Origin of the sequence: Anabaenopsis elenkinii CCIBt3563 (assembly GCF_015245355.1) — a bacterium.
Taxonomy (GTDB): Bacteria; Cyanobacteriota; Cyanobacteriia; order Cyanobacteriales; family Nostocaceae; genus Anabaenopsis; species Anabaenopsis elenkinii.
In genome coordinates this window covers 3,380,483-3,394,202 of the sequence record NZ_CP063311.1, presented here as the reverse complement: position 1 = coordinate 3,394,202, position 13,720 = coordinate 3,380,483, and the positions used below count along the sequence as shown (strand labels likewise).

The following is a 13,720-nucleotide window of genomic DNA, read 5'->3' as shown; positions in this document are numbered from 1 at the left end:
ATACCAGGAACCTCACCTGATAAAATAGGAGTGAGTAGGCAAAAAACTAAAACTTTGCACTGATTTTTCTATGCTCAATCTTAGCCGATTGTCAGGGCGTAAAAATAAGGATAACAAATGTGAATCTGTCATCTATAGGCTTTTTTCGCAGTTTGCGTCGAGATAACCACCAATTTGCGGTCATTGGGTTAGGTCGTTTTGGTAGGTCTGTATGTTCAACATTACATAAGTTGGGTTACCAAGTACTAGCCACAGATGTGGATGAAAAGCTAGTCTCAGATGCATTGCATGAGGAGATAGTTGGTCATGCTTTACAGCTAGACTCAACCGAACCTGCAGCACTCAAAGAAGCGGGAATGTTTGAGTTTGATACGGTAATCATAGCTATTGGTAACTACATTCAAGAAAGTATCATTACTACCTTGAATGTGAAGGAGGGCGGTGTTCCTCATGTAGTGGCTAAAGCTTCTAGTGAAGTTCACCGTAAGCTGTTAAAACGAGTGGGTGCAGATCATGTAGTGTTCCCGGAATATGAAGCAGGTTGCGCCCTAGCACGGTCACTAACTAAACCATCTATTTTAGATCGATTTGACCTTGACCCAGAAAATAGTATTGTGGAGATGATTGTTCCCGATGAATTTCACGGTAAAACTATCTCGGAGCTACAACTGCGCAACCGTTACGGCTTAAACTTATTAGCAGTTAGTCAGGATGGTAAATTTCAAATCAATCCTGAACCTACTAAGCGATTAGAGCGTGGTACAGCAATGGTAGTCATTGGTCATAACAAAGATATTAATCGCTTGCCAATTTAAATCAGATAAGTTGAAGATAGGAATTACACTTAATATGGGTGTAAAAACCTGGAGATAGAAGTTTGCCTTTTTAGAATTGTTATGGATTTAATACTGGAAGATTTAGCTGCAATTGATAATAAACTTTCGCAACGTTACATTGAGCTTGACCCTAGGGGGTATTTTATTATCTATTTAGATCGATCTGCGGGGTTAATTTACGCCAAGCATTTTACAAATGTGATTAACGACCAAGGTTTAGCCGTCGATCCTGAAACCGGAAAGGTCATTCCTGCTAAGGGGAAAGTAGAACGAACTCATGCAACGGTGTTTAGCGGGCGGACGGCTAAGGAACTTTGTGTAAATATTTTTGAAGGAACTCACCCCTGTCCAGTGACTAAGTTAGACCATGCGTCTTATTTGGGGAGGGAATTTGTCCGGGCTGAGATAGCTTTGGTGACAGGGAAAGAGTATATTCAGGATTAAACTTAGCCATCGGATGATGGTTGGTTGACTTGATAAACAAAGTAAGTAGCCATGGGAATAATGGTAGCAGCAATTAAAAGTCCCACTACCCAAGCAGTGGCGTTACCTTGATTGGTGTCTTCGGCTTTGGTAAAGGTGCTGTCTACCTGTACGGTTTCCATAACTTGCGGTGGACCGGGATCAGGTTCACCAGAGAGGACGGTAACTAGGCGATCGCTTGCATCTAAAAATGCCTGGTTGTATTTGTTACCGTCTCTTATTGGTATAGCTAAAGTTTCTGTAACTACACTTTCGGCAATAGCATCAGTCAATAAAGACTTAACTGACTCACCTGTGACAATAGCAGTACCATTGGTAACGGTATCTAGTACCAATAAGATTTGATGAGCCTGTTCTACTGGAGTGGGAAACCATTTTTCAAAGAGTGCTTGGGTAAAACTTTCTGGTGTTTCCCCATAATCGAGGCGACGAATGGTGACAAATCTGACTTGGTTACCTGTTTTTTTAGCTAAATCCCCAAAGGCGTTGCTGATTTTACCTTCGTTGATGCGACTGAGAATCTCACCCTGATCTAAAACCCAGTTATTGGCGGTGAGGTTGGGGATTTGATATACACCTGTAGCCAATACCGGGGTTGCAAATACAGAAGAACCCAGCACGAGCGTCAACAAGACGACAATTAGGGGAGCTATATATTTTTTCAGACTAAATATGGGGTTAAGGAGCTGTTTCATCTGATCCTCTCTTAATGTGTTTAAATACGAAAAGATAGCATCACAGAAGCCTAAAGGGTTTTCATCCCGCCTTCGTGATAACTGATCATGTGGAGAACGGTAAACCGGTCAATGTACCAGAACCATTGATCACCTCACCAATTACCACAGCGCAGATATCCTGTGATTGAAAGAAATTAATTGTCTGTTCTGCTTGATGGGGTGGTACTAACAGTACAAAACCAATGCCCATGTTAAAAGTATTGTACATTGCCTCGGCACTAACTGAGCCAACCTCAGCCAGCCATTGGAATATAGGGGGAATAGTCCAACTATCAGGTTGCAGATGAATACTTTGATTTTTACCTAAACATCTGGGTAAATTCTCTGGTAAGCCTCCACCGGTAATATGAGCCATACCATGAATTTCTAACTCAGCTTGAAGAGCTCCCAAAACAGGCTTAACGTAAATTTGTGTAGGTTTAAGGAAAGCTTCCCCTATGGTTTGGCCACCTAATAACTGTGGGCGTTCATCCCAATCTAAAGGGGTGGTGTCAACAATTTTGCGGACTAAACTTAAGCCATTACTGTGTACACCAGCGCTAGGAAGTGCGATCGCTACATCCCCAACTTTTACTTGGGAACCATCTAACATCTGGCTTTTTTCCACAATTCCCACACAGAACCCAGCCAAGTCGTACTCACCGACTTGGTAAAAACCAGGCATTTCCGCGGTTTCACCGCCTAATAAAGCGCAACCAGCCGATCTACACCCAGCGGCGATACCTGCTACCACTTCCGTCAGCTGCTGGGGTTCTAACTTACCTGTAGCCACATAATCTAGAAAAAACAGTGGTTGTGCACCTGAGGTCAAAACGTCATTAACACACATAGCCACTAAATCAATCCCCACTGTATCATGGCGGTTGAGAACTTGGGCGATTTTCAACTTTGTACCCACACCATCAGTCCCGGAAACCAAGACTGGTTCTTTAAAACCAGTTGGTAGTTGGAAGCAACCGCCAAAACCACCTAAACCGCCGATGACTTCCGGTCTAAAAGTGCTGTGAACTAAATTGCGAATTTGATCTACAAAGGCTCTACCCGCTTCAACATCAACCCCAGCATCCCGATAATCCATAAAAGTCATTCATTAGTCATTAGTCATTAGTCATTAGTCCATAGTTCATAGTCTATAGTCAACTATATTTGAGATTAATGTGCAGCGCACCAAGCCAAACACAAATTACGAAAATCGTCACCGCGCACTTCAAAATTGGGGTACTGGTCGAAACTCGCACAAGCGGGAGATAACAGCACCACGGAGGCTTGATATTGTTTGGCTAATTCTGCTGACCGAGGAACCGCCTTGTCCATGGTCTCGACAATTTCGTAATTACTATAACCCACTTCTTGGAGACGTTGAGCAAATGCTGGTGCTGCGTTCCCAATTAATAAAACCGCCGCCGCTTTAGCTTGAATTTGATTTAACCAGGCGGTATCATCCCCTGGTTTAGCTTCGCCACCTGCAATTAAAATTGCAGGACTATTAACAGATACTAGTCCAACTAAAGCTGCATCATAATTAGTAGCTTTACTATCATTAATAAAGTCAATACCTTCCCAAGTACAAATATGTTCTAACCGATGGGGAACCCCGGAGAATTTGCGAATTGCAGTATCAATCGCATCGGGTTCAATTCCCGCTAACCTAGCTGCTGCTACCGCCATTAAGAGATTTTGGTGATTATGTTCTCCCACCATTCGCAAAGCAGAGGCTGAGAGAATTTTTTTGGGTGTGGAAATAGGCTCTAATTTTTCCACTACCCAACCATCTTGAATATAAAAGCCTTGTTTTCCCAGTAAAAAATCTTCACCTTTGACACTTGTCCAATAGGCATCAGGCCAATGACTAAGACCCATTTTATTTAAATAGGGGTCATCACCATTAAATACTTGAAAATGAGAATTAAGTAATAACTTAGCTTTAATATTGTAGTAATTTTCTAAACTTTTGTGGCGTGCCAGATGGTCTGGTGTAAAGGTTGTCCAAATGCCGATGCGGGGTGCAAGGGTGACTGAGGACTCTATTTGATAACTGCTAACTTCTGCGATTACCCAGTCAGGCTGTTTTTCTGATAAAGCTACTTCACAGGCAGCATAACCAATATTACCACAGGCGGGGGCATTTAGTCCAGCGGTTTGAAATATGGCCGCAATCAAAGCTGTAGTGGTGGTTTTACCATTAGTACCGGTAATGCCTACCCAGGGCGAAGATTGCAAATGTCGCCAAGCGAGTTCCATTTCACCGATGGTTTCAATACCTAATGCTCGAGCTTCCACTAATACGGGAATATCCCAAGGTACACCGGGACTGACAACAATTAAATCAGATAAATCCGTACTCTTTAAATCAAGGGAATACCCCAATTTTACGGTAATTCCCTCGGCTGCAAGTTGTTGTTGTTGTTGGAGGAGGTTGGTAGAGGTGTGACTATCAGTTAACACTACCTCCCAACCTTCCCGTTTTAATAATCTAGCGGTAGCAATACCGGACTTTCCCAACCCAATCACTGAGGCTTTAGGCATAGACTGTGGCAGATTTCCCTGGTTAAGCATTAATTATGGTAACGCTTCTTGGCAGGAATTACACAAATTTTTTGTTGCTTCCGGGGATAGGTTTTGATTAACCGCTTTGTCCAGGGAAAATTCTGCTTATTTATCAGTAATTTCACTGTATCTGAACCGATTTTTAGTGAAATTTATTAACCTAAATGGGGAAAGTCAGGAAGCTAGAGATTTTTAACTATGGCTCCAAAGTCGGCGAGTACCCGCGCGTGGTTCCGCAGTAGTCCTAGGAGGTATAGGCGATTGCGTTTGATGTCGGGATTGGGGTCCATGACTAAAACACTATCTTCACCATCAAAGAATCTGGCCACGGTAGGCGCAATTTCTGCAATTGCTGCTATTAACAATTGGTAATTGCGGGTTTCCTTTGCCTTTTGAGTTGATGGTACTAATTCTACTAGGGCGTTGTAGAATGATTCCTCTGATGACTTTTGGAATAGTTGCGTTTGAATTAAGTTGGTGGGTTCTAACTGCTGTTGGTCTAAGTCCCCTTGGGCTGCTAGTCTGGTGGAACGGTTGACGGTTTCGTATATTTTATCTAGTGTACCATCATTGCGGATTTGTTGTAAATATAAGGCGCGATCGCGCACATCTAGTAAATCCTGTAACGCTCGTTCTGTATATTCTGGGTCATTTTCTCCCAGAACGGCGTTTACTAGGTCATAGTCTATTTGCTTCTCGTCTTGTAGTAAGGTGCGAATCCGTTGTAAGAAAAATTCTGCTAAAGCTGCGGTTAATGTCTGCGGGTCTTTATGGTATTTCGCGGCAAAGTCTGCTGTAATTTGGGTTAATAAATTTGCTAAATTGATGGGCAAATTAGCAGCCCAAGTAATATTAATTACTGCATTCGCCGCCCGACGTAAAGCAAAGGGGTCTGAGGAACCGGTGGGAATTAAACCCAAGCCAAAGATACTCACTAAGGTATCTAGTCTATCTGCTAAACCGACAATTTGGGAGGTGAGGGTTGTGGGTAAAGTGTCCCCTGCGCCTGTGGGTAGGTAATGTTCGACAATGGCGTTAGCTACTTCCACATCTTCACCACTAGCTAAGGCGTATTTTTCCCCCATAATTCCTTGGAGTTCTGGGAATTCATAGACCATTTGACTAACTAGGTCAGCTTTACACAATAAAGCTGCTCGTTGGATTTTTTGGCTTTGCTGTACTTCTAGTTGTAATTGGCTGCTGATGTAATTAGCAATTGTGACTATTCTATCTACTTTGTCCCGGACTGAACCTAGTTCTTCCTGAAAAGTGACTTTTTCTAACTGAGGTAAATAGCTTTCTAAGGGTTTTGCTAAATCAGCTTGGTAGAAAAATTTGCCATCTGCTAGTCTAGCACGAATTACCCTCTCATTGCCGACGGCGATTATATCTGATTTATGGGGGTCGCCATTGGCAACGGTGATAAAGTTGGGTAATAGTTCTTTACTTTGAGTATCTGTAAATACGGGGAAGTAACGCTGGTGTGTGACCATCACTTCTGTAATTACCTCTGTGGGTAACTGCAAAAATTCTGGTTCAAATTTACCCACTACGGCGGAAGGGTATTCTACTAGGTTGGTGACCTCTGCCAACAAGTCGGGGTAAAATACGGTAGACCCCCCGGCTTTGTGGGCTGCTGCTTCTACTTCGGTGTGAATTATCTCGGCTCGTTCTGTGGGGTCAACAATGACAGCAGCATTGCGTAGGGTGTTGACGTAATCTGTGGCCTGGGGAATGCTCACAGGTTGGGGATGTAAAACACGATGACCCCGGGAAATGCGATCGCTGGTAATTTTTTGGTGACCATTCACCAACTCTATAGGTAAAACTACATTATCTAACAGCGCCACTAGCCAACGAATGGGGCGAGAAAACCGCATATCCCCATCACCCCAACGCATTAACCGCTTACCTTCTAAACCAGAAATCCACTGGGGAAATAGTTCTGTCAAGATTTCCGCTACGGGACGACCAGCAATGCTTTTCTTAACAAAGACAAAATCCCCCTTGTCTGTGGGACGAATGGATAAAGCGGCTATATCTACACCTTGCTTTTTGGCAAATCCAGTTGCTGCTGGTGTGGGTTTACCATCTTTAAAAGCAGCTTGGGCGGGGGGTCCTTTGATTTCCTCTTCTCGGTCTGGTTGTTGGGATGGTAGACCTGTAATTAGCACCGCCAACCGCCGCGGAGTACCGTAAACTTCTACGGTGGCGCTGGTGAGACTCTGGGCTTCTAAACTTTGGGGAATGCGCGATCGCCATTGTAATATGGCATCACCTAGAAAACTGGCGGGTAGTTCTTCTGTACCAACTTCCAATAAAAATACAGCCATAGGAAAATCTTCTAACTGGTGTCAATTCTCCCAGTTTACCCGTGAGTAGCCTAATTTTGCTCACCCAGCAAATACAAACCCACCAATTCAAGGAACCGGGGGTTAGAAACCCCCGTCTCAAAGCTAAAGTCAGATAAATCTGACTAGAAGATCATCTATTTGATTATCTTGACGGGATGTGATACGGAAGCGCTGCTGTTAAAGGCGATCGCTCTGACGGGATATGGGAGGGGGTGCATTTACCAGGCGATCGCTTTATTAAAATCCAAAAGCTAAAGCATCAAGCATATATTTACTTTTTTCTCTTCCCACTTCTAGATAAATCTCTAGCAGTTCTTCATAAGTAGTTGCTCCACCGATAATCTTCCAAAAATCATTTCCTATAACTACAGCTTCATCAAAAGGTAAATATTTCTTTGCATGTGTCCATTTATAATCATTGGTATTTACACCATAAGGATTATAAGGCATTGCATAATAAGCTTGTATTTGAGGCTGATTGCCATCAAGAAGTAAATGAAATCTAAGTAGGCGTTGTAAAACCTCTAAACATTCTCCTTTATTCGGTTTGGGGGCTTTAATTTCAAATAAGAGTTTTCTGCTATCCTTAGCCAAAATATAAAGATCAGCACGAACTACTTTTTTTTCTAAATCATCGCTGCGCCTAGCATTAAGAACCGCTGTGATCATCTGTCTAAGATTTGGTTTTTCTTGTTTTTTGTTAACAGCAGATTCATAATTTTGTTTTTGAATTTCTACTTCTGCAAAGGCGGAATTACTAACTTTGGCTTCAATATCATAACCTCGGCGCACATCTTGATGATGTTCCAATGCAATTAGGCGCGCGCATTCTTCAAGGGAATTTCCTAACCTGGTACTCAAACCACGTTCAAATTGATTTATCCTGATTAGCTCTGGAGGGATAATTGCGGCTTGAAATGGCTTTAACTCCCCATTAGATGAATATCTTGATAAATATTCCGTAGCGCTAACAGGTTTTAAAATTTCTCGCCCTTTATACTCATCTATCAGACCCTTAATAAAACCTTCTAAATAACCTTTTATTGCAGCGCGAGTTTTTGAATTAATAGCTACCATATTTAAAACATCTTATTACAAAATTATTTTTAACAAAGGTTGGGCTAAATGGTAAATGACAGGAATAGAAACAGCATTACCTAATTGATGCTTGGCTGTAGTTTCATTATCTGCAATTTGGAAATTATCTGGAAATCCTTGTAATCTTGCATAATCTTGGGAGGTTAAAGGTTTATACTGATTCTTGAAATAAACTTGCTGAATAAAGTTTTGCTTATATAATTCTGGTTCCTGACATTTTATAGATATTATAGATATATAGTCTCTTGTTCCCGTAGCCGTTAAAGTTCCAATTGCATCAGCATGAGGTAAATATATTTTAGAAATACCATTAATCCCTGAAGAAATCTTAGAATTTACAAACTCATAGCCTTTACCTTCAACAACGCGGAGGATACCCTTATCTACTAAAGTATTAATTTCTTCTATATATAAATTAGAAATCAAAGATTGTAATACTTCAAATTCTAAAGGGTTACCGTCTTTAGGTCCATAAATTTTTTTTCTTCTATTTCTCAATAGAGTTTTACAAATTAACTTTTCTCTTGTAGTGGTTGGTATGATATCCCAAGAATGAATTGTACTATGTCCATCTCTAATATCGGCAAAGGTAAAAAAATCATTCAACTCATCTATCTTTTGAAATCTTCCTCTAGAAGCTGGGATTTTACCCTCTGGAAATAAAACTTCTGGGGGAAATTTACTCTTAGTACATTGAGTACGTTCCACTCCAGGGATAATATCATAAATTTTGGGGTGTTGATTTAAAGGTTGAGGAAATGTAAAACCCCAGGAGTTATGGATATTATTATTAATACCAACAATAAATACCCTATCCCTATCTTGTGGTAAACCAAAATCATAGGAATTAAGGACTTGATATTTGACTACATAACCTGATGCTGACAAATTATCAATGATATATTCTAAACTTTTTCTATTTCTAGGCTCCGTTAAACCCTTAACATTTTCAAATATAAATGCTTTGGGCTGGTTAATTTGGACAATTCTAAAAACATCAAGCCATAATTTACCTCTTGGGTCTTCCAGTCCTTGTAATTTACCTGCTATAGACCACGGTTGACAAGGGACACCACCAACCATGATATCTATATCAAAAGGTAGCTTGTTTAAATTAGTAATATCTCCTAAATATTTTTCAGTATTATTAGTTTTATGAATAAAATTATTGTTATAGACTTTAAGAGCTTCTTTATCAATTTCTGAATATCCTAAACAAAAACCGCCCAACTCTTCGAGAGGGATTCTAAAGCCACCTATACCAGAAAAAAGGTCTAAAAATGTAAATTTTGTTTGATGTTTAATAATTTTTAGAGGTTGCAATAATTGAAATAATTCAAGTTGTTGAGCATAACCCTGATTTTTCATATAGCAATTCTAAGAGGATGTTTGGAAAGTCATGATTAGTGTATCAACTATTGTTTTACCCCACCCTAACCCTCCCCTTGTAAGGGGAGGGGACTGGATTTTATTGTTTTTTGTGTGGTCGGTGAGCGAAGTCGATAGCGATAGCGTGGCGTTAGCCATACCGTGTTCCCCAATCCTTCCCAATCCCAATCCCTGTTCCGGTGTTCCCTAAGATAAAAATTACCTGTTGAAAACTTATCAAACAACCTCTTAGAAACGAGTAGAGACGCTCTCAAGAGCGCCTCTATCCTCAAGATTATTCTATTCCTTCGATGCGGTCTTCGACTTCTTGGTACAACTCGCGGAGGCGGTCTAAATTCTCCTCGCTAGTTTCCCAATAACCCCGACCATTCACCTCCAACAAAGTTGAGACAATCTTGCGGAAAGAATGGGGGTTGAGATTCATCAACCGTTTTTGCATTTCTTCATCTTTGATGAAGGTTTCATTGGTATCTTCATAAATCCAGTTATCCACAGCGCCAGCGGTCGCACTCCAACCGGTGGTATTTACCAACCGCTTAGAGAGTTCGCGCACACCTTCGTAACCGTGGGATAACATCCCCTCATACCATTTGGGGTTTAACAACTTAGTCCGCGCATCTAAACGTACAGTTTCCGATAATGTCCGCACCTGTGCATTAGCTGTGGTGGTATCTGCAATGTAAGATGCTGGCTTTTTACCATCACTGCGCAGACTGGCGACTAACTTTGTGGGATCGGAATCAAAGTAGTGGGAAACATCAGTTAAGCTAATCTCCGAAGAGTCGAGATTTTGGAAAGTTGCATCAGCAGTTTTTAAAGTGGTTTCAAAAATCTGCCGGGATTCATCCATCACACCGGGGTTATCGGAGTTGAAAGAGAATGATTTCCGTCTCAAGTACATTTCCTGCAACTCGGCCTCACTATCCCAAGTGCTGTTTTCTACCGCCAAGTTAATATTTGAGGAGTAGGAACCAGAAGCGTTAGAGAAAACGCGGGTTGCTGCTTGTCTGAGGTTAATTCCCATTTCCTCAGCTTGTTGTAGAGCGTGTTTGCGGACAAAGTTCATTTCTAAAGGTTCGTCAGCTTCCGCAGCCATTTTTACCCCTTGGTCTAGGAGGTTCATTTGGTTAATGAACAAGTCGCGGAACACACCGGAACAGTTGATGACTACATCAATTCTGGGTCGTCCCAACTCTTCTAAAGGTATTAATTCTAATTTATTCACCCGTCCTAAAGCATCGGGAACCGGACGCACACCAATCATCCACATAATCTGTGCTAGGGATTCACCGTAGGTTTTAATGTTATCGGTTCCCCAGAGGACACAGGCGATGGTTTCTGGCCATTTACCCTCATTTTCTGCCTTATTGCGTATCAACAGCCTATCTACCACGATTTTGGCTGATTGCACAGCGGCGGTGGTGGGGATAGATTGGGGGTCTAGGGCGTGGATATTCTTACCTGTGGGTAGTACATCCGGGTTACGGATGGGGTCACCACCAGGGCCGGGTAGGATATACTCACCTTCTAAACCTTGGAGTAATGCGCCGAGTTCGTTATCTGCACAAACTTGTTGTAAGCAGAATTCCAAATACTCAAATAGTGGTTTTAAAGCAGCAGCGTCAACTTGGGGATAACCTGCTTCATGTAATGCTTCTACCCAAGGTTGTTTTTTACCCATGTTGAAGAAGTTCAACCGGGAAACTAGGGAAACTCGCCCTTGGGCGTCGGTTTGTGCTTTCACCAGTGCGCCTACAGCGCCCCGGGTAGCTAGGGTGATGTCTTGCAGTAGTTGCACATCTTCTAAAACCCCTAGGTCGCTGTTTTGGTAAATATCGTCGATGTTCCGCCCGATGCTGTTAGCAATGATCCGGGGTAAGCTGAGAATTTCTTCTTCTTGACGGTCTAAACTGGCGATGTTTACCAGGGTAGCTACTGCTTCTTCGGCGGTGGGTGGTTTACCAATGATGTGTAAGCCACAAGGTAACAACCTAGATTCAATTTCCATTAACTTGCGGTAGACCCTACCAACGATTTGATCTCGCTCATCGGCGGTCATCTCTTTAGCGTCGGTTTCTGGTAAGTTAATGTCTTTATCCAGGTTGACGATGCGGCATTTATCCATGATGGTGTTGACAATGGGAATACCGCGACCACTGTCTTTTAAGGTTTGGTAGGAAGCTATTAACTCGCTGAGTTCTTTCAAACCTTTGTATAAACCGGCGTTTTCTGCGGGTGGGGTGAGGTAGGAAATTGTTTCAGCGTAACTACGCCGCTTGGCGATGGTGGCTTCACTGGGGTTATTAGCTGCGTAATAATACAGATTAGGTATTGTGCCAATTAAGTTATCTGGGTAACAGTCTCCAGACATCCCCATTTGCTTACCTGGCATAAATTCCAAGGAGCCGTGAGTACCAAAGTGCAGCACTGCATCTGCGCCCCAAATCCTTTCTAGGTAAGTGTAATAAGCAGCAAAGCCATGGTGTGGGCTGGCGGAACGGGAGAACAATAGGCGCATGGGGTCACCTTCGTAACCAAAGGTGGGTTGTACGCCGATGAAGACGTTACCAAATTGTTTACCGTAAATTAGCAGGTTTTGCCCATCGCTGTTGAGGTTTCCGGGGGGTGGTCCCCAGTTTTCTTCTAGGCGTTGGGAGTAGGGGGTAAGTGCTTCATATTCTGGTACTGACATCTTGTAGGCGATGTTCAGTTCTGGGCTAGCATACTGGGCTTGAGCATCGTGGATGACTTCTTCCATCAATGCTTGGGCGCTTTCGGGGATGTTTTGCACATCGTAGCCGTTGTTTCTTAGCCCTTTTAATGCTTCGTAGATGGAGCCGAATACATCTAGGTAGGCGGCGGTACCGACGTTACCTTTATCAGGGGGGAAGCTGAAAACGGTGATGGCAACTTTTTTTTCTAGTTTGGGCTTGCGCCGCAGGTTAGCCCATTTTAATGCCCGTTGTGCTACTGCTTCTACTCTGTCTTGGAGGGCGATCGCTTTACCTGTAGCTCCATCTCTACCTGAGAGAATGATCGGCTCAATGGCTCCATCTAATTCGGGGATGGCAATTTGTAAGGCTACTTGTATGGGATGTAAGCCTAAATCACTATCTAACCATTCTTCGGTAGTTTGGAATACTAAGGGCAATGCCACCATGTAAGGACGATTGAGGCGTTTTAGGGCTTCAATGGCCTTGGGATGGTCTTGTCTGGCTGGGCCACCTACCAAAGCAAAACCAGTCAGAGAGACGACTGCATCTACTAAGGCGTTTTTGGTAGTTGGTTCATAGAAGTAAGCATCTACGGGTTTAGAGAAGTCCAACCCACCAGCAAATACAGGAATTACTTTAGCGCCGAGTGATTCTAATTCCTGAACTATGGCTACATAATGAGCATCATCACCAGTAACTAGGTGGGTGCGTTGTAATACTAATCCCACACAAGGAGCTAAGGGATCTTTGAGATCGCTAGAAATGTCCTTGCGGGCTGTATACCAATTTAGGTATTCTTTGACATCCTCAAACATAGTCGTGGACAAAGGATGCCAAATACCCATATCCGGGTAGACAACTGGCGCTTCATATTGAGGAGATGGAAAGTTTTTTTTGTCTACATCTTTTAATACATATTTATCAGCTAGCATTAGCAAGAAGTTTTCCAGGTTTTCTGGTGAACCTCCCAGCCAATACTGAAAACTGAGCATGAAGTTCCGCGCGTCCTGCGCTTTTTCCATCGGGAGGAACTTTAATACTTGGGGTAGAGTCCGCAACAGCTTTAACATTCCGTCTTGGAAACCCGCCCCTGATTTCTCCTTGCGTTTGCGCATGAATTGAGCGATCGCACTCTTGGATTGTCCCAACTGTGCTAAAGAAAAGCTGCCCATTTTATTCAGGCGCATTACTTCTGGCATCGATGGGAACACTACCGCCACATCCAGGCGATCGCGGTATGGTTCAACGGCGGTAATTACTTTTTGTGCTAAGTCTTCTATGAAAATAAGTGAAGCGATAAAGATATTAGCAGTTTCCATGTCCCGTTTGAACTCTTCATAGTTCTCTGGGTCTCGGAGTTCCTCGATCAAATACCCACTGATCTCAATGGCTAGGTTGGGGTTGTTCGAGTTAATCGTGCTAACAGCTTGCGACAATGCACTTTGATACTGGGACTCAAGCACGACATAGACCACCTTGATTAAATTACGTCCGCGTAAGTTATCAGGCGCAATATGTCTAATGGTGGACTTGACGTGGGTGAACATGCAGATAGGCTCCTT

The 13,720-nt window shown here is 42.7% G+C and carries 9 protein-coding genes; 2 read left to right on the top strand and 7 right to left on the bottom strand.

Annotated elements, in window-relative coordinates:
* Window positions 1–119: 119 nt before the first annotated feature.
* Both IM676_RS14755 and IM676_RS14750 read left to right on the top strand, forming a co-directional pair.
* Window positions 120–815, top strand: coding sequence for a potassium channel family protein (locus tag IM676_RS14755; RefSeq protein ID WP_200987590.1), 696 nt, complete (start codon window positions 120–122; stop codon window positions 813–815).
* Window positions 816–896: 81 nt separating this feature from the next.
* Complete coding sequence (locus IM676_RS14750; protein ID WP_200987589.1) at window positions 897–1,280, top strand: DUF4346 domain-containing protein; 384 nt, start codon at window positions 897–899, stop codon at window positions 1,278–1,280.
* A 2-nt stretch (window positions 1,281–1,282) separates the two neighbouring features.
* On the opposite strand, the gene psb32 is transcribed toward IM676_RS14750, so the two are convergent.
* The 7 genes from psb32 to IM676_RS14715 all read right to left on the bottom strand — a co-directional run bounded on the left by psb32 (window position 1,283) and on the right by IM676_RS14715 (window position 13,705).
* On the bottom strand, window positions 1,283–2,014 hold the full coding sequence (gene psb32, locus IM676_RS14745; RefSeq protein ID WP_200987588.1) for a photosystem II repair protein Psb32: 732 nt from the start codon (window positions 2,012–2,014) through the stop codon (window positions 1,283–1,285).
* Between the two features lie 85 nt (window positions 2,015–2,099).
* A complete protein-coding gene (gene purM, locus IM676_RS14740; protein WP_200990229.1) occupies window positions 2,100–3,134 on the bottom strand; it encodes a phosphoribosylformylglycinamidine cyclo-ligase in 1,035 nt (344 codons plus the stop codon).
* A 74-nt stretch (window positions 3,135–3,208) separates the two neighbouring features.
* Entirely contained in the window at window positions 3,209–4,582 is a 1,374-nt protein-coding gene (murD, locus tag IM676_RS14735; RefSeq protein WP_200987587.1) for a UDP-N-acetylmuramoyl-L-alanine--D-glutamate ligase, read from the bottom strand.
* Between the two features lie 203 nt (window positions 4,583–4,785).
* Complete coding sequence (gene glyS, locus IM676_RS14730; RefSeq protein ID WP_200987586.1) at window positions 4,786–6,936, bottom strand: glycine--tRNA ligase subunit beta; 2,151 nt, start codon at window positions 6,934–6,936, stop codon at window positions 4,786–4,788.
* 258 nt (window positions 6,937–7,194) lie between these two features.
* Window positions 7,195–8,034, bottom strand: coding sequence for a TdeIII family type II restriction endonuclease (locus IM676_RS14725; RefSeq protein ID WP_200987585.1), 840 nt, complete (start codon window positions 8,032–8,034; stop codon window positions 7,195–7,197).
* A gap of 15 nt (window positions 8,035–8,049) precedes the next feature.
* On the bottom strand, window positions 8,050–9,423 hold the full coding sequence (locus tag IM676_RS14720) for a DNA cytosine methyltransferase (RefSeq protein WP_200987584.1): 1,374 nt from the start codon (window positions 9,421–9,423) through the stop codon (window positions 8,050–8,052).
* 295 nt (window positions 9,424–9,718) lie between these two features.
* On the bottom strand, window positions 9,719–13,705 hold the full coding sequence (locus IM676_RS14715; RefSeq protein ID WP_200987583.1) for a magnesium chelatase subunit H: 3,987 nt from the start codon (window positions 13,703–13,705) through the stop codon (window positions 9,719–9,721).
* Between the last annotated feature and the right edge of the window lie 15 nt (window positions 13,706–13,720).

Bases quoted from the DNA above. Each gene is read 5' to 3' on its own strand.
- IM676_RS14720 (WP_200987584.1), bottom strand. From the start codon at position 9,423: ATGAAAAATCAGGGTTATGCTCAACAACTTGAATTATTTCAATTATTG.
- purM (WP_200990229.1), bottom strand. From the start codon at position 3,134: ATGGATTATCGGGATGCTGGGGTTGATGTTGAAGCGGGTAGAGCCTTT.
- murD (WP_200987587.1), bottom strand. From the start codon at position 4,582: ATGCCTAAAGCCTCAGTGATTGGGTTGGGAAAGTCCGGTATTGCTACC.
- IM676_RS14725 (WP_200987585.1), bottom strand. From the start codon at position 8,034: ATGGTAGCTATTAATTCAAAAACTCGCGCTGCAATAAAAGGTTATTTA.
- psb32 (WP_200987588.1), bottom strand. From the start codon at position 2,014: ATGAAACAGCTCCTTAACCCCATATTTAGTCTGAAAAAATATATAGCT.
- IM676_RS14715 (WP_200987583.1), bottom strand. From the start codon at position 13,705: ATGTTCACCCACGTCAAGTCCACCATTAGACATATTGCGCCTGATAAC.
- IM676_RS14750 (WP_200987589.1), top strand. From the start codon at position 897: ATGGATTTAATACTGGAAGATTTAGCTGCAATTGATAATAAACTTTCG.
- glyS (WP_200987586.1), bottom strand. From the start codon at position 6,936: ATGGCTGTATTTTTATTGGAAGTTGGTACAGAAGAACTACCCGCCAGT.